Below are 14,874 nucleotides of genomic sequence, written 5' to 3'. Positions count from 1 at the left end.
CGTTCGGGTGGGGTGGCATCCGGCGACAATCCACCCGCCACTGCTCAGGTGACGAGCTCCCGCAGCAATCTGTCGGAGACGAGCAGCGCGTCGCGGTCGTACGTCGAGGCGCTCGACATCACCTCGTCGGCGTACGTGCGCTCGACCAGTCGCTCGAGCCGCCGTCGTACCGTCGCCGGACTCCCGGCCACGGCCCGGTCCAGCGAGGCGTCGACCCGGCGCCGCACCTGCGCCGGCCACGAGGCGCCGCGAATGGCGGCCACCGGCTCGAGCGGTGGGAACTCGCCGGTCTGACGCGACAGCGCCATCGCCCAGGCCTCGGGCAGCGCGAGGTCGCGCGCGGCTGCGTCGTCGTCCGCGACGGTGATGTCCAGCGAGATCGTCACCCGCGGCGTGCTGCCGCGGTGCGGGCGGAACTCGCGGCGATAGCGACCCAGCACCTCGGGCAGCTCGTCGGAGTCGAGGACGGGGCCGCCGACCACGACCGGCAGCCCGAGACGTGCTGCCAGGTCGATGCCCCGACCGGTGGCCAGCAGGTGCATCGGCACCACGCGATCGGTCGCCGGCCGAGCGGTCACCTCCGCGGTGCCCTCCAGGTAGCCCCGCAGCTCGGCGAGGTCCCCCTCGAACGACTCGACGGCGTCCAGGTCGCGGCGCAGCACCCGTCGTACCGGCGCGGTGAAGCCGACCGAGCGGCCCAGCCCGAGATCCACCCGGCCGGGGTGCAGTGCGCCCAGGACGAGGAACTGCTCGGCGACGACCAGCGGTTGGTGCAGCGGCAGCATGACCCCGCCCGAGCCGATCCGGATCCTCGACGTCCGGGCACCGATCGCCGCCAGCAGCACCGCCGGTGTCCCCGACGCGATGCCCGGCACGGCGTGGTGCTCGGCCACCCAGAACCGCTCGTAGCCGACCTGCTCCGCGTGCACCGCCCGCGCCACCGTCGCCTCCAGCGCCTCGGCGTCGGGCACGCCCACGCGGGTCCGGGACCGGTCGAGCAAGGAAAGCTGCACGTCCGCCCCAACGCGTCGCGGAGCTCTCCCCTTCCCACGAGCCGGGGGGTGGTGGCCGACACCGCGCGGTTCGCCGGCCGCCGTGCTCGTGCCCACGTTGTCCGCGGCTCAGGGGCGACGTACCTTCGCGGGTACCGAGTCTTCTTCGCCTCCGCAGTCAGCGGCGGCATTCCCGGCGAAGCACGATGTGGGAGTCACGCGGAGCCACCGCGCAGCACTTCCGGGAAACCTACGGTGCCGACCATGTCGTCGAGCTCTCGACCTCATCCCGTGGCCGGGTCCGATGCGCTCCGGGTCGACGTGTCCGCCCCGGACGCCCACACCGTGGTCGTGACGCCGACGGGAGTGGCCGACCCCCTGACGGTGCCGATCCTGCGCCAGGCCCTCGCCCAGGCGACGGGGACGGGCCGGTCCCACGTCGTGGTCGATCTCGATCGGCTGAGCTTCCTCGACGCCAGCACGCTCGGTGCGCTGGTCGTGGCGCGGCGGCGGATCTCGGCGGCCGGAGGCCGGCTCCAGGTCAAGTGCCACAGCCGTCACGGCCGGCGGCTGCTGTTCGTCACCCGGCTGGACGACATGCTCGACGACCGCCCCTGAGGCCTACGACGGCCCCGTCCCGAACGGATCGGCTCCCGTGGGCGAGCCGGCGCGAAGGGCGTGGACCTGGTCGACGAACCACGGGCTGAGCGCCCAGGGCGCACTCTGCACCGCGCTCCAGATGTCCTTCGGTGTCGCCCAGGCGTGCTCGGCGACCTCGGTCGGGTTGGGGCTCGGGTCGCCGACCGCCGTGGCCGCGTACACCGGGCACAGCTCGTTCTCGACCACGCCGCCGGCATCGACCGCCCGGTAGCGGAAGTCGGGTAGCAGCGCCTGGAGCTCCTGCCCCTCCAGACCCAGCTCGTGCCGGGCGTACCGGCGTACGGCGTCCTCGAGGGGCTCGCCGGGACGAGGGTGCCCGCAGAACGAGTTCGTCCACACGCCGGGCCAGGTGCGCTTCGTGAGGGCGCGGCGGGTCATCAGCACCCGCCCGTCCGGCCCGAACAGGTGACAGGAGAACGCGAGGTGCAACGGGGTGTCGTGGGTGTGCACCTCGGCTCGCGCGGCGGTGCCGCACGGCGTCCCGTCCTCGTCCAGCAGGACGACCAGGTCCTCGGTCTCCATCGTCGTGGCCACCTCTCACCGACCCGCTGCGGACGGCGGGATGCCGACCAGGTACCCGAACGCGGCCGGGATGCGGTGCAAGCCGGGGTGAGGGGGCACTGGACGGGGAGCCGAGCATGGAGGGTGGACGGTGCACGAGCGAGAGAACCGGCCCACGCGGGCGACGGGCACGGCCCTCGCCCTGGTGCGGGCCGCGCACCCGGGGCCGGCACTGGCCGTCGCGGTCGTCGCCGGGCTGCTGGCCGTCGCCTCGGGCCAGCCGACCACCACCGTCGCGCTCGTGTTCCTAGCCGTCCTCGCGGGTCAGCTGACCGTGGGGTGGGGCAACGACCTCGTCGACCGCGAGCGCGACCGGGTCTCCGGACGCCTCGACAAGCCGCTGGCCACCGGTGAGCTGCGCGTCGACGTGACGTTGGCGGCGCTGCTCGCGGCGGCCGTCGCGTGCCTGGTCCTGACGGCGCTCCTGGGCTGGCGCGCGGCCATCGCCCACCTGGTGTGTCTCGCCTGGGCGCACGCCTACAACCTGGGCCTGAAGTCGACCGCCTGGTCCTGGGTGCCGTACGCCGCAGCCTTCGGCCTGCTGCCGGCCGTCGCCTCGCTCGCCGGGGGCGACCCGGAGCGGCCCGCGTGGTGGGCGGTCGCCGCCGGCGCGACCCTGGGCGTCGGCGCCCACCTGGTCAACGCCCTCCCGGACCTGACCGACGACGAGCGCACCGGGGTCCGCGGACTGCCGCACCGGATGGGGCCGCGGCGCTCACGCGTCGCGGCGGCGGCGCTGCTCGTCGCCGCGTCCGTCCTGGCCGCACTCGGACCCGACGGCGCCGTCGGGCCGGTGGCGTTCGGCCTACTGGGCGGGGTGCTCGTCCTGGCCGCCGTCTCGCTGCTCGGCGACGGTCGCTGGCCGTTCCGGGCCGCGATGGGCATCGCGCTGCTCGACGTCGTCCTCCTCGTGGCCGCGACATGAGTCCGTGGGACGTGGTCGTGGTGGGCGGTGGTCCCGCAGGGGCGACGGCCGCGCTGGCGGTGTGTCAGGCCGGTCCCGGCCTGACGGTCCTGCTCCTGGACCGGGCGGACTTCCCGCGGGACAAGGCCTGCGGCGACGGCGTCGCGCCGCAGGTCCTCGACGTGCTGTCCGAGCTCGGCGTGGTCGGTCTCCTCGACGACCGCGAGCCCGTCGACCGGCTGCGCATCAGCCGGGACGGGCACGGGGTCGAGCGCCGGATGGCGCGCGCGTCGTACGTCGTGCCGCGTCGCGTGCTCGACGCCCGCCTCGTCGACGCGGCGCGCGATGCCGGCGCCGTCGTACGACGGCACCGCGTCCGTGCCCTGCAGGCGGACGCGCGCGGCGAGGTGGTCATCGACGGCGAGCTCCGGGCCCGGGTCGTCATCGGGTGCGACGGCGCCCAGTCGGTCGTGCGCCGGGCGCTGGGTCGCTCCCACGACCGGTGGGCGCTGGCCATCCGGGGCTATGCGCCGGTCCGTCCCGAGTGGCGGGGCGCCCAGGTCATCGTGTTCGGCTCGGTGGCCCAGCCGTCGTACGCCTGGTCCTTCGACCTCGGCGACGGGCGGGCCAACGTCGGTTACGGCGAGGTCCTGACGCCCGGGCGCGCCGCGCCGACGCGTCGCGACCTCCTGGCCGGCCTGGAGCAGCACCTGCCGGGCGCGAGTGCGGGTGCCGCCGACTGGCGCGGGCACCGGCTGCCGTTGTCCGCGCCGCGCTGGCGATCCGCCGGCGGTCCGGTGCTGCTGGCCGGCGACGCCGCCGGCCTGGTCAATCCGCTCACCGGCGAGGGCATCTACTACGCCGTCGCCACGGGCGCGGCGGCCGGGCGGGCGGCCGCCCGCGCTCTCGCCGCCGGTGACCCGGCCTCGGCCGGGGCGTCGTACGCCGCCGCGGCGCGGGCCACGCTGATGCCGCACCTGCGGCACACGTCGGTCGCCGCGGCCCTGTGCTCGCGGTCCGCGGTCCTGGACGCGGGGCTGCGCGCCTCGGCCCGCGACCAGCGGGTCTTCGACGACCTGGTCGAGCTCGGCCTGGCCCGGGGCCGGATCACGCCCGCGATCGTGCGCGGCCTCGTCGGCGCGCTCGTGCCCCGTCTCCGTCCGCCACCCACTCCCCCGTCAGCCACATGAGATGAGTCGACCATGCGCATTCTGAGCGTCCGCGGCGCGCTGCCCGAGCACCGCCACTCGCAGGCGGAGATCACCGCGTCCTTCGTCGAGACGATGCTGCGCGGGCAGGTGAACGCCTCGGTCGTGGAACGGTTCCACCGCAACGCCTGCGTGGACACCCGGCACACCGTCCTGCCCCTGGAGGCCTACCAGCACCTCGACGGCTTCGGTCCGGCCAATGACGAGTTCATCGCCCACGGCGTCGAGCTCGGGGCCCGCGCGGTGCTCGACGCGCTCACGGCCGTCGACCTCGCCCCGACCGACGTCGACCTCATCGTCTCGGCCACCGTCACCGGGCTTGCGGTGCCGTCGCTGGACGCCCGGGTGGCCGCCCTGATCGGGATGCGCGAGGACGTCGTCCGGGTGCCGATCGTCGGACTCGGCTGCGTGGCCGGCGCGGCCGGGATCGCCCGGCTGCACGACTACCTGCTCGGGCACCCCGACGCCGTCGCCGTCCTGATGAGCGTGGAGCTGTGCTCGCTGACCCTGCAGCGCGACGACGCCTCCGTGCCGAACCTGGTCGCCAGCGGGCTCTTCGGGGACGGTGCCGCGGCCGTCGTCGCCGCCGGCCGGGACCGGGCCGCGGAGCTGGCCTCGACCACCCTCCCCCAGCCGGAGGTGCTGGCGAGCCGCAGCCGGCTCTACCCCGACTCGGAACGCACCATGGGGTGGGACGTCGGCTCCAGCGGCCTGAAGATCGTGCTCGACGGCGCGGTCCCCGACGTCGTACGCCGCTACGTCGGGCCGGACGTCGCCCGGTTCCTCGCCGACCACGGCCTGACCCGCGAGGACGTCGGGTGGTACGTCGCGCACCCGGGCGGACCCAAGGTGCTGGAGGCTCTGCAGGACTCGCTGGGCGTCGACCGGGCCGCCCTGGAGGTCACCTGGGAGTCGCTGCGGCGCATCGGCAACCTCTCCTCCGCCTCGGTCCTGCACGTGCTGGCCGACACCCTGCGCGACCGTCCCCCGCGGCCGGGGTCGTACGGCCTGATGCTCGCGATGGGTCCGGGCTTCTGCTCCGAGCTGCTCCTGCTGCGGATGCCCGGATGAGCAGCGAGGCCCTCTACACGCTGCTCGTCGTGGCGGTCGGCCTGGAGCGCGTCGCCGAGCTGGTGGTCTCCCAGCGCCACGCGGCGTGGGCGTTCGCGCACGGGGGCGTCGAGTCCGGACGCGGGCACTACCCGGTGATGGTGCTCGTGCACACCGGGCTGCTGGTCGGCTGCGTGGTGGAGGTGCAGGTGGCGGACCGCGCGTTCGTGCCGGTGCTGGGCTGGTCGATGCTGGCCCTGGTCGTCCTGGCCCAGGCGGTGCGCTGGTGGTGCATCGCGGTGCTCGGGCGGCAGTGGAACACCCGCGTCATCGTCGTACCGGGGATGGACCTGGTGCGCGCCGGGCCCTATCGGTTCCTGCCGCACCCGAACTACGTGGCGGTGGCCGTCGAGGGCGTCGCCCTCCCCCTGGTTCACGACGCCTGGGTCACCGCCGTGGTGTTCACCGTGGCCAACGCCGCCGTGCTCGCCACCCGGATCAGGGTGGAGAACAGGGCGCTGCAGGCGGCGGCGCCGTGAGCGGACGCTCGATCGACCTCCTCGTCGCCGGCGGCGGACCGGCGGGGCTCGTGACGGCGCTGCACGCCGCCCGTGCCGGCTGGGAGGTCGAGGTGTGGGACCCCCGGCCCGGGGCGATCGACAAGGCCTGCGGCGAGGGACTGATGCCGGGGGCGCTCGACGCCCTGCGCGCCCTGGGCGTCGACCCCGTCGGGCACCCCCTCCAGGGCATCCGGTACGTCGGCGGCACCCGCTCCGCGACCGCGGACTTCCGGTCCGGCACCGGCCGGGGGATCCGGCGGACCACGCTGCACGAGGCGCTCACCCGGGCCGCGCGCGACGCGGGCGTCCGCCTCGAGCAGCGCGCGCTGCGCGCGGCGCCGACCCAGGACCCGGACCGGGTGCGGGTCCAGGAGGTCGAGGCCCGCTTCCTGGTCGCCGCCGACGGCCTGCACTCCCCCACCCGCCGCCGACTCGGCCTGGACCGCCCGCACCCGCGTCACGTCCGGTTCGGGTTGCGTCGCCACTTCGCGGTGCCGCCGTGGTCGTCGTACGTCGAGGTGCACTGGGGCCCGGCCGCCGAGGCGTACGTGACGCCCGTCGGTCCCGGTCTGGTGGGCGTGGCCGTCCTGGCCTCGACGAAGGCCGACTACGAGTCGCGCTTCGCCGCACTCCCGGAGCTGCGTGGCCGACTGCTCGGGGCCGAGCCCGTCACCGAGGTCCGGGGCGCCGGGCCGCTGCGCCAGGGCGCCCGACGCCGGGTCGCGGGCCGGGTGCTCCTCGTCGGTGACGCCGCGGGCTACCTCGACGCGCTCACCGGTGAGGGCCTGGCGCTGGCCTTCGCCCAGGGCGAGGCGGCCGTGGCCGCCATCCGGGTCGGGAACCCTCAGCGCTACGAGCGCGAGTGGGTCCGCCTGACCCGGCGCTACCGCTGGCTGACCGGGGCGCTGGTGGCCGGCACCCGCTTCGGGCCGGCCCGCCGCGCCGTCGTCCCGGCCGCCCGTGCCCTGCCGATGGTCTTCGAGGGAGCCGTCAACGCCCTGGCCCGCCCGGTGGGGTGAGCGCGCGTCGGACCTGACCGACGGCCGCGGTGTGGACATAGTGCTCGACGTCGTCGGCGGCGAGGGCCTGCGTGACTCCATCCGCGCCACCCGGGGCAGCGGCACGGTCGCCGTCATCGGGTTCCTCGACGGCCAGAGCGCGAACCTGGACCTGATGGACGTGATCTGGCACCAGACACGTATCCAGGGCATCGCCGTGGGCCATCGCCGGTCCTTCCACGACCTGGTCGCCTTCCTCGACGAGCACCACATCGAGCCCGTCATCGACAGCGTGTACGCCTTCGACGACGCGCACGCCGCCTACGACCGGCTCGCCCGCGGCGCGTTCGGGAAGATCGTCGTCAAGGTCAGCTGAGTACGTCTCGAGGCCGCAATCCGACACGAGCCTGAGCGCAACGGAATGGGACATATCCATGGCACGTGAGGTCACCGACGAACCCGGCATCGACAGCTACGACTTCACCCGTGTTCTCGCTGCCGTCGCCGACCCCATCCGGCTCAGCATCGTCCGCCAGCTCGCGGAGGCCGACGGAGCCTTGACCTGCGGTGCGATCGAGCTGCCCATCAAGGCGTCGACCGCGACCCACCACTTCACCGCGTTGCGCCAGGCCGGTGTCCTGCACCAGTACTACGTCGGGACGTCGCGGATGAACCTGCTCCGCACCGACGACCTGGAACGGGTCTACCCGGGCTTCCTGCCGTCGGTGGTCGCTGGCGCGAGCAAGACGCAGACCAGGAGCCGGCCCTAGGGTCCTGCCCTGCGGTTCACTCGCTGACAGGTCGGCGACAGGCGCCCCTCCGACCCTGGATGACGAGAGACGCGACCTCTGGTGCTGGGCGGCACGACCGCCGCGTTCCTCGGCTCGGGAGGTCTGCTCCTGCTGGACACCGACAGCGCCTCTACGCCGCCGTGCTACTGCCGTGCCTCGTCGGTCTCGGCGCCGGAGTCGGCGTCACCTTCGTGGCCACGGCCGCCCTGTCGATGACCGAGGTCCCCGAGGCGGACACCGGGGTGGCGTCCGCGCTGCTCAGCACGTTCCAGGCGGTCGGGGGCACGATCGGTGTCGCCGTCGTGGCCTCACTCGCCGCGACCCGCACGGACGCCCGGCTGGCCGCGGCGGCCCCACCGCTGACTCCCGACGTGGTTCGGGAGGCGCTGCTGTCCGGCTCCTGGGTCGGCTTCGTGGTCACGACCTCGCTCGCCGGCGCTGCCGTCCTGGTCGCCCTCGCCACCGCCCCGCGGCGTACCGCCGGGGTCCCCGGGCGCCACTCGGATCAAGTCGACGAACCCCGCCGGCCTGCCTGCGAGCTCTTGACGCGCAGCCACTCCGCCCAGGTCAGCTTCTCGTCCAGACTGTCGGTCTCGCCTCCGGCGGAGAGCGCATCCAGAGACTCCATCGCCTCCTGGGTCGGCGCGCCGGCCATGATCTCCTCGTAGAGCATGAACTCACGTCTGGTGAAGCTGCGTTCCCGAGTCTCGTCCATGCGTTGCACGCTACAAGCGCAGCGGCGATGCCGACCGGCTGGTGACAGACCGCACCCCCTGCGCGGGTCGACCTGCGCAGGGGGTGCGGTGTGTTCAGTGCGTGGTGATCAGAACTTGTAGACGTAGATCGACTTGTCGGACATCGCGGGGGCGTAGCGCTTCCCGGCCGGCGCGTAGACGCGGTAGTAGACGCGCTTCGCGCGGCCCGTCGGTCCGGCGATCGACACGCGGAAGGTGCCCTTCCGCGTGGTCTTGAAGCCCTTCCACTTCGTGTACTTCTTCTTGCAGTCGGTGTTGCTGGTGCACACCTTCCGCTGGACCACGAGGCTGAACCTCTTGGCCGGCTTGATCCGGCCCACGAGGTAGAAGCGCTGGCCCTTCTGCTTTCCGTTGATCTTGATCTTGCGGGGCTGCTGCGCCCGCGCGGCCACGGCGGGCGTCGCGACGGCGGCCTGGACCGACTCGCCGGCACCGGTGCTGGCGACTGCGGAAGGCGCCGCGGTCAGGAGTCCGCCCGTCAACGCGGCGGCGGCGAGCAGGGTGGAGGCGTGCTTGAGGGTCATGGTTCTCCTGGCAGTTAGTGGATGCTCTTCCTGATCGTGCCCAGCACTCGCCCAGTTCACTCCCGGTCGATGCGGCGGGTGAGTGTGACTCACCCCTCAGCCGGCGTGGTCCTCGCGAATGAGGTCGCTGGCCCGCTCGGCCAGGGCGATCACCGCCAGGTGCAGGTTGGCGCTGACGACCTTGGGCATGATCGAGGCGTCGACGACCCGCAGCCCCTCGATGCCGAGGACCCGGCAGCGGGGGTCGACCACGGCGGCCGGGTCGTCGGCGGAACCCATCCGAGCGGTGGAGCAGGCGTGCACGACGTCGCGCACCTGCTGCTGGACCTCGACCGTGCCGCGCGGTGCGCGGGGCTCGCCGACAATCACGGTGCGGAACTCGGGGCGCGACATCAGGTCGAGGGCTCGTTCCACGCCCTCGACCATCCGCCTGAGGTCGGTCGGGTCGGCCAGCAGGTTGTGCTCGACCACCGGGTCGACCGCGGGGTCGGCCGACGGCAGCCGCAGCGATCCGCGGGTCCAGGACTCGTTGAGCTGGATGGCCAACCCGGCGTGGGAGTTGCCGAACCAGTAGTTGTGGTTCGTCCCGACGATCACCATGTCGTTCGGGCCGGTGCCGGGCAGCTCCGAGGAGTACCGCACGGTGACGTTGGTCGGCCGGAGCTCCGCGGGTACGTGCCGGTCCGGCTGGGGCACGAAGTTCACGAAGGTGATCGCGTGGTCCTGGAGTCCCTCGCCCACCGGCAGGTCGGCGACGGGGCCGACCCCGAGGCGGGAGAGCTCCGCCGCCGGCCCGACACCGCTGCGCAGCAGGATCGCCGGGGAGTGCACGGCGCCGGCGGCGAGCACCACCTCGCCGTCGACGGCCACGGTGTGCAGGGTCCCGTCCAGCAGGCGTACGCCGGTGACGCGGCCTCGGTCGAGGACCACCGAGACCACGTGGGACTCGCCCAGGATGGTCAGGTTCGCCCTTCCGCGGGCCGGGTCGAGGTAGCCGTGGTTGGTGGAGACCCTCAGCCCCTCGGCGCTGGTGTTGCTGGGGTAGCGCGAGATCCCGGTGCTGCCGGGCTCGTTGTAGTCGTCGTCCTCGCGGAATCCTGCGGCCGAGGCGGAGGCGTGCAGTGCACGATCGACGTCGCCCCAGCCCTCGACCGGCTCCCGGCTGATGTGGATCGGACCGGCGTCACCGTGGTGCTCGGTGTGGCCGTAGTCCAGGTCGGTCTCCATGCGGCGCAGCATCGGTGCGAAGTCGTCCCAGCCCCATCCGGTGGCGCCGTACTCCTTCGCCCAGGCGTCCAGGTCGGCGGCCTCGGGCCAGACGGCGACCATGCCGTTGACCGTCGAGCTGCCGCCGACGCCCTTCCCGCGGATGTAGGGCAACGGCTCCCGGTCGGGGCGGCGGCGGGCGGTGACCCCGGGCCAGTAGTACTCGGGGAGCCGCAGCCGGCCCGGGGTCAGGTCCAGGCCGGTCTCCAGCACCCGGCCGCGGAAGAACTCGGGGACCTCGGATCCGGGGTAGTTGCGGCCCGCCTCCAGCAGGAGCACCCGGCAGGCGGGGTCCTCGCTGAGTCGGTTGGCGAGCACTGAGCCCGCCGCGCCCGCGCCGACGACGATGAAGTCCCAGGACGAGTCGGTCTGGTCGGTGTTGCGGTCCATCTGGGGACTCCTTGCTCAGCTGCGGGGGATCTCGATGGTGCGGGTCTCGGTGTAGGCGAGCAGGCCGGTCAGTCCGCTCTCCCTCCCGATCCCGCTCTGACGCATCCCGCCGAACGGGATGTGCGGCTCGACGCCGGCATGTCGGTTGACCCAGACGGACCCGGCGACCAGCTGCTCGGCGACCTCGGCCCCGTGGACCGGATCCGAGGTCCACACCGAGGCACTGAGGCCGAACTCGGTGGAGTTGGCCCGCTCGACGGCCTCGGCGACGTCGTCGAACACCAGCACCGGGAGCGCGGGGCCGAACTGTTCCTCTGCGACGAGTCGAGCGGTGTCCTCCAGACCGGTGACCACGGTCGGTGGGTAGAAGTGGCCGGCCCGGTCGGCCGGCGCTCCCCCGGTGCGGATCTGCCCACCGCGCGCTCGTGCGTCCTCGACCAGCTCGGCGACGACCGCGAGCTGCTCCGCAGTGGTCAGGGGTCCGAAGGTGGCTCCGTCCTCGGTGGGCCCGCCCAGCCGGGCAGCCTCGGCTGCCTTCACGAGCTCGGCGACCACGGCGTCGTACACCTCGCGGGCGACGTAGAGCCGCTTGATCGCCTGGCACACCTGCCCGGAGTTCATGAAGGCCGAGCGGAAGAGCTGTGCGCCGACCACGCTCGGGTCCGCGTCGGCGAGCACGATGGCGGCGTCGTTGCCACCGAGCTCGAGCGTGAGCCGCTTCAACGAGGCGGCGGCGTTGACCATGATCGCGCGGCCGGTCCGGACACTGCCGGTGAACGCGACCATCCCGACCTGGGGGTGGCCGGTCATCGCCGGCCCCAGGTGGTCGCGGCCGGTGACCACGTTGAGGACTCCGGCGGGGACGATGTCGGCGACCAGCTCGGCCAGGCGCAGGGTGGCCAGGGGCGTGTGGGGACTGGGCTTGAGGACCAGGGTGTTGCCCGTGCGCAAGGCGGCCCCGGCCTTGTGCGCGGCCATGATGAGCGGCGCGTTCCAGGGCAGGATCGCGGCGACCACGCCGATCGGCCGATGCTCGAGGAGCACCGTCCGGGTGTCGTCGTCGACCAGCTGCTCGTGGGGCAGGTCGACGTCGGCCATCCAGCGCAGGTGCTCGGCGGCCTTGACCGCCTCCATCCGGCCGCCGAGCGCAGACTTGCCGGTCTCCGCGCAGACCAGCGCGCCCAGCTCCTCGGCGTGGGACTCGAGTACGTCGGCGACCCGGCGGAGCACGCTGCGGCGGGACGCGTGGTCGGCGGCCCACCCGGGCTGCGCCCGCGCGGCAGCGGCGACGGCGTGATCGAGAACGTCGATCCCCAGGTCGGGCACCTCGCCGATCACGAGACCGGTCGAGGGGTCCTCGACAGGAAGGCCCGTCCCGGGTGCGGCCGCCAAGAGCTCCCCCGCGACCAGTGCACGCATCTTCATCTCATTCCTCACGCTCATGGACGCTCCGGTGCCGGCCCGGATCCGAGCCCGAGGGCGTCCTCGTCCCGGCGACGCTAGCCACGGCGTGAGGTCCGCCACCTTCTTGCGATCGCCCAGCGGAATTCGCGGTGACCAACCCCGCTCGGCGCGATGACATGGGTCACACCACCCACGGCCGGCTGCTCAACCGCAGTCGTCGGCGCCGGGCGGTCCGCCCCGAGCTCGCTTCGAGCCCGGCCCACCAAGGAGACCCATGACCAACGATCACACGTTCGCGAAGGCTGTCGCTGCCGGGATCAGCACCATCGCCCTCGTCGCCCTGAGCGCCTGCGGCGGCTCGGACGGCGGCGACGGGGAATTCGACGGAACCGTCATGATCGGCACCTTCCCGAGCCTGAACTCGCTGTCGCTGTACACCGACGCCGCCAAGGAGGCGTTCGAGAAGGAGGGTCTCCAGGTCGAGTTCAAGACGGTCGCCACCCCCGCCGAGGCCGCTCCGCAGCTGATCGGCGGTCAGCTGCAGTTCTCGATCATGGACATGACCACCCCGATCACCGCTGCCTCCCAGGGCACGGACTTCGCGATGGTCGCTCCGTCGAACTACGGGACGCCTCTCTTCGACGATGGCTGGGGCACCGGCAACCTGTGGGTCGCACCTGGCTCCGACATCACCTCCGTCGAGGACATCCCGGGCCACAAGTTCGGCGTGCCCGCGATGAACAGCCAGATCTGGCTCGACATCCGCACAGCCGTGGACGAGGCCGGCGGCGACTCCTCCAAGATCGAGTGGATCGAGACCGGCGCCACCGGGATCACCAACCTCAAGTCCGGTCAGGTCGACGTCACCACCACCTCCGAGCCCTCCGGCACCGCGCTCGCCGGCGACAAGGAGGTCAAGCACCTCGCGGGGTTCGTGAGCGCCGGCGGCGACCTCGCCTTCGAGTTCGTCTCCACCCAGGACTTCGCCAACACCAACCCCGAGCTGGTCGAGAAGTTCGAGCGCGCCGTCCTCGCGGGGAACAAGGCGTTCAACGCCATGAGCACCGAGGAGAAGGCGGCGCTGGCGCAGACCATCCTCCCCGAGGCATCCCCGGAGCTGCTCCGCGCCGTCCGCTTCCCGACCTTCCTGGAGGAGGAGATCGGCGAGGACTCGGTGAAGGCCGCAATCGACCGGATGGAGAAGTACGGCCTCTTCGAGGACGCCGACGTACCCGCCCCCGAGGACCTGCTCCCGAAGGACTGATCTGCCAACGTCGACCTGGTGTGCGGCCTGCCCGCGCACCAGGTCGTGGAGGCGGTCGTTCTCGGTCTCGATCGGCCTAGGCTGCTGTCGTGGCCCAGACAGCACCCCAACTGCAGGTCCCCGGCGGCACGCTCCTGATGGGGAGCAACGACTTCTACCCCGAGGAGCAGCCCGTCCACGAGGTGGCCGTCGGCGATCTGCTGGTGGATCGTCACCAGGTCACGAACGCCGAGTTCCGGCGCTTCGTCAAGGAGACCGGGCACGTCACGGTCGCCGAGCGGCCACCCGAGGGCAGCGAGTTCGAGGGCGCCGACCCGGCCGACCTGGTGCCCGGTTCACTGGTCTTCACCCCCACCGCCGGACCGGTCCCCCTCGACGCCTGGCAGCGGTGGTGGCGCTGGCAGCCGGGCGCCCAGTGGCGCCGCCCCGAGGGTCCCGACTCGACCCTGCACGGGCGCGAACGGCACCCGGTGGTGCACGTGGGGTGGGAGGACGCCGCGGCGTACGCCGCCTGGGCGGGCAAGCGCCTTCCGACCGAGCCGGAGTGGGAGTGGGCGGCCCGCGGCGGGCTCGCCGGCGCAACCTATCCGTGGGGCGAGGAGTTCACGCCACGCGGGCGGGTGATGGCCAACACCTGGCACGGGCCGTTCCCCTGGCGCAACGACCTGCCGCACCGCAACGGGCTGACCGAGCCCGTCGAGTCGTTCCCGCCCAACGGCTACGGGCTCTTCGACGTCGCCGGCAACGTGTGGGAGTGGACCGCCAGCCCGTGGCGCACCTCGCATCAGCCCAGCGCGCCCGCCGCGGCCACCAGCTCGTGCTGCGCACCGAGCCGCGGTCAGGAGGAGTCGACCCGGATGACGATGAAGGGCGGGTCGCACCTGTGCGCCCCGTCGTACTGCCATCGCTACCGTCCCGCCGCCCGTCAGGGACAGCCGCTGCGCAGCACCACCGGCCATGTCGGCTTCCGGTGCGTCCGGGACGCCTGAGGCCCACCGTCAGCGCTTCGGATGGAGCTTTCGTCAGTCAGTACGCCGGGAGCGCCGGGTCGTCGGTGTCGGTGGCGCCGATCCGTGCAGCAGCCGAGTCGCGTCCCCGGCCGAGTGGCACCACGGTGCTGGCCGCGGCCAGCCCGTACGGCGGCATGTTGCCGTAGATGGCCTCGATGTTCGCGGTCCGGACGCGATAGGTCTCGTGCCAGATCCCGACGTCGCCGGAGGCTCCGACGCGCTTGTTGAACTGCCGCCAGGGCTCGAGGTGGGGGTCCGAGCGGTCCCGCGCGAAGCGGGCCAGGTCGTCGAAGGAGCGCCAGTACTGGACGACGATGGGCGACGGGAGGAAGGCCTGCTCATACCCGAGCAGGCCCTTGTCGGGGTGCTGGGCCAGGTAGCTCAGCATCTTCGGCATCGCGACGAAGACCGGCCACCAGAGGCGGACCTTCCAGGGCTTGTTGATCCGCATCCCGATGAGGAAGACGATCACCTCGTCCCCGAGTGAGCCGGCGTCCGCCGTGAAGCGGCCCTTCTTGACCTCTGCCATGACCTCAT

At 73.0% G+C, this 14,874-nt stretch carries 17 protein-coding genes; 11 read left to right on the top strand and 6 right to left on the bottom strand.

Translation table 11 applies throughout. From position 1 onward, the window contains the following. Nucleotides 1-44: 44 nt before the first annotated feature. Complete coding sequence (locus MUB56_RS16075; RefSeq protein WP_244928020.1) at nucleotides 45-1,013, bottom strand: MsnO8 family LLM class oxidoreductase; 969 nt, start codon at nucleotides 1,011-1,013, stop codon at nucleotides 45-47. Nucleotides 1,014-1,256: 243 nt separating this feature from the next. On the opposite strand from MUB56_RS16075, the gene MUB56_RS16070 reads away from it, so the two are divergent. After that, a complete protein-coding gene (locus tag MUB56_RS16070) occupies nucleotides 1,257-1,610 on the top strand; it encodes an STAS domain-containing protein (protein WP_244928019.1) in 354 nt (117 codons plus the stop codon). A gap of 3 nt (nucleotides 1,611-1,613) precedes the next feature. Here the strand turns inward: MUB56_RS16070 and idi are convergent, their stop codons facing one another. Continuing rightward, nucleotides 1,614-2,174, bottom strand: a complete 561-nt coding sequence (gene idi / locus MUB56_RS16065; RefSeq protein WP_244928018.1) for an isopentenyl-diphosphate Delta-isomerase — start codon at nucleotides 2,172-2,174, stop codon at nucleotides 1,614-1,616. A 130-nt stretch (nucleotides 2,175-2,304) separates the two neighbouring features. On the opposite strand from idi, the gene MUB56_RS16060 reads away from it, so the two are divergent. The 8 genes from MUB56_RS16060 (at nucleotide 2,305) to MUB56_RS16025 (ending at nucleotide 8,392) form a co-directional block, all read left to right on the top strand. Next, the gene (locus tag MUB56_RS16060) at nucleotides 2,305-3,138 is read left to right on the top strand and encodes a UbiA family prenyltransferase (RefSeq protein WP_244928017.1); all 834 of its coding nucleotides are present in this window, start codon (nucleotides 2,305-2,307) and stop codon (nucleotides 3,136-3,138) included. Then, entirely contained in the window at nucleotides 3,135-4,307 is a 1,173-nt protein-coding gene (locus MUB56_RS16055; RefSeq protein ID WP_244928016.1) for a geranylgeranyl reductase family protein, read from the top strand. The genes MUB56_RS16060 and MUB56_RS16055 overlap by 4 nt, the downstream gene beginning before the upstream one ends. A 12-nt stretch (nucleotides 4,308-4,319) precedes the next feature. After that, a complete protein-coding gene (locus MUB56_RS16050) occupies nucleotides 4,320-5,396 on the top strand; it encodes a 3-oxoacyl-[acyl-carrier-protein] synthase III C-terminal domain-containing protein (RefSeq protein ID WP_244928015.1) in 1,077 nt (358 codons plus the stop codon). Next, nucleotides 5,393-5,914, top strand: a complete 522-nt coding sequence (locus MUB56_RS16045) for an isoprenylcysteine carboxyl methyltransferase family protein (RefSeq protein WP_244928014.1) — start codon at nucleotides 5,393-5,395, stop codon at nucleotides 5,912-5,914. Before MUB56_RS16050 ends, MUB56_RS16045 begins: the two co-directional genes overlap by 4 nt. Further along, nucleotides 5,911-6,954, top strand: a complete 1,044-nt coding sequence (locus MUB56_RS16040; protein ID WP_244928013.1) for an NAD(P)/FAD-dependent oxidoreductase — start codon at nucleotides 5,911-5,913, stop codon at nucleotides 6,952-6,954. The genes MUB56_RS16045 and MUB56_RS16040 overlap by 4 nt, the downstream gene beginning before the upstream one ends. Then, the gene (locus tag MUB56_RS16035) at nucleotides 6,896-7,309 is read left to right on the top strand and encodes a zinc-binding dehydrogenase (RefSeq protein WP_280637292.1); all 414 of its coding nucleotides are present in this window, start codon (nucleotides 6,896-6,898) and stop codon (nucleotides 7,307-7,309) included. The genes MUB56_RS16040 and MUB56_RS16035 overlap by 59 nt, the downstream gene beginning before the upstream one ends. Before the next feature lie 58 nt (nucleotides 7,310-7,367). Next, nucleotides 7,368-7,703 (top strand): helix-turn-helix transcriptional regulator, encoded by a 336-nt coding sequence (locus MUB56_RS16030; RefSeq protein ID WP_244928011.1) that lies wholly within the window; start codon nucleotides 7,368-7,370, stop codon nucleotides 7,701-7,703. A gap of 161 nt (nucleotides 7,704-7,864) precedes the next feature. After that, nucleotides 7,865-8,392, top strand: a complete 528-nt coding sequence (locus MUB56_RS16025; RefSeq protein WP_244928010.1) for a hypothetical protein — start codon at nucleotides 7,865-7,867, stop codon at nucleotides 8,390-8,392. A 155-nt stretch (nucleotides 8,393-8,547) separates the two neighbouring features. Here the strand turns inward: MUB56_RS16025 and MUB56_RS16020 are convergent, their stop codons facing one another. The 3 genes from MUB56_RS16020 to MUB56_RS16010 all read right to left on the bottom strand — a co-directional run bounded on the left by MUB56_RS16020 (nucleotide 8,548) and on the right by MUB56_RS16010 (nucleotide 12,084). Beyond that, nucleotides 8,548-9,003: a hypothetical protein gene (locus tag MUB56_RS16020; protein ID WP_244928009.1), complete on the bottom strand. Its 456-nt coding sequence runs from the start codon at nucleotides 9,001-9,003 to the stop codon at nucleotides 8,548-8,550. 96 nt (nucleotides 9,004-9,099) lie between these two features. Continuing rightward, nucleotides 9,100-10,659 carry a GMC family oxidoreductase N-terminal domain-containing protein gene (locus MUB56_RS16015; protein WP_244928008.1) on the bottom strand — a complete coding sequence of 520 codons (1,560 nt, stop codon included), beginning with the start codon at nucleotides 10,657-10,659 and terminating at the stop codon, nucleotides 9,100-9,102. Between the two features lie 15 nt (nucleotides 10,660-10,674). Beyond that, on the bottom strand, nucleotides 10,675-12,084 hold the full coding sequence (locus MUB56_RS16010; RefSeq protein WP_244928007.1) for an aldehyde dehydrogenase family protein: 1,410 nt from the start codon (nucleotides 12,082-12,084) through the stop codon (nucleotides 10,675-10,677). Between the two features lie 253 nt (nucleotides 12,085-12,337). On the opposite strand from MUB56_RS16010, the gene MUB56_RS16005 reads away from it, so the two are divergent. Both MUB56_RS16005 and MUB56_RS16000 read left to right on the top strand, forming a co-directional pair. Beyond that, entirely contained in the window at nucleotides 12,338-13,327 is a 990-nt protein-coding gene (locus MUB56_RS16005; RefSeq protein WP_244928006.1) for an ABC transporter substrate-binding protein, read from the top strand. Nucleotides 13,328-13,416: 89 nt separating this feature from the next. Next, nucleotides 13,417-14,316 (top strand): formylglycine-generating enzyme family protein, encoded by a 900-nt coding sequence (locus MUB56_RS16000; RefSeq protein ID WP_244928005.1) that lies wholly within the window; start codon nucleotides 13,417-13,419, stop codon nucleotides 14,314-14,316. 37 nt (nucleotides 14,317-14,353) lie between these two features. Here MUB56_RS16000 and MUB56_RS15995 read toward each other — a convergent pair whose 3' ends face one another. Then, entirely contained in the window at nucleotides 14,354-14,866 is a 513-nt protein-coding gene (locus MUB56_RS15995; RefSeq protein ID WP_244928004.1) for a DUF4188 domain-containing protein, read from the bottom strand. Nucleotides 14,867-14,874: the final 8 nt, after the last annotated feature.

This window comes from Nocardioides sp. W7 (genome assembly GCF_022919075.1).
In the GTDB taxonomy this organism is placed as follows: Bacteria; Actinomycetota; Actinomycetes; order Propionibacteriales; family Nocardioidaceae; genus Nocardioides.
The sequence above is the reverse complement of the archived record's forward strand: the minus strand, read 5'-3'. Positions and strand labels throughout refer to the sequence as shown.

Bases quoted from the DNA above. Each gene is read 5' to 3' on its own strand.
- MUB56_RS16070 (WP_244928019.1), top strand. From the start codon at position 1,257: ATGTCGTCGAGCTCTCGACCTCATCCCGTGGCCGGGTCCGATGCGCTC.
- idi (WP_244928018.1), bottom strand. From the start codon at position 2,174: ATGGAGACCGAGGACCTGGTCGTCCTGCTGGACGAGGACGGGACGCCG.
- MUB56_RS16055 (WP_244928016.1), top strand. From the start codon at position 3,135: ATGAGTCCGTGGGACGTGGTCGTGGTGGGCGGTGGTCCCGCAGGGGCG.
- MUB56_RS16050 (WP_244928015.1), top strand. From the start codon at position 4,320: ATGCGCATTCTGAGCGTCCGCGGCGCGCTGCCCGAGCACCGCCACTCG.
- MUB56_RS16045 (WP_244928014.1), top strand. From the start codon at position 5,393: ATGAGCAGCGAGGCCCTCTACACGCTGCTCGTCGTGGCGGTCGGCCTG.
- MUB56_RS16030 (WP_244928011.1), top strand. From the start codon at position 7,368: ATGGCACGTGAGGTCACCGACGAACCCGGCATCGACAGCTACGACTTC.
- MUB56_RS16020 (WP_244928009.1), bottom strand. From the start codon at position 9,003: ATGACCCTCAAGCACGCCTCCACCCTGCTCGCCGCCGCCGCGTTGACG.
- MUB56_RS16015 (WP_244928008.1), bottom strand. From the start codon at position 10,659: ATGGACCGCAACACCGACCAGACCGACTCGTCCTGGGACTTCATCGTC.
- MUB56_RS16010 (WP_244928007.1), bottom strand. From the start codon at position 12,084: ATGAAGATGCGTGCACTGGTCGCGGGGGAGCTCTTGGCGGCCGCACCC.
- MUB56_RS16005 (WP_244928006.1), top strand. From the start codon at position 12,338: ATGACCAACGATCACACGTTCGCGAAGGCTGTCGCTGCCGGGATCAGC.
- MUB56_RS15995 (WP_244928004.1), bottom strand. From the start codon at position 14,866: ATGGCAGAGGTCAAGAAGGGCCGCTTCACGGCGGACGCCGGCTCACTC.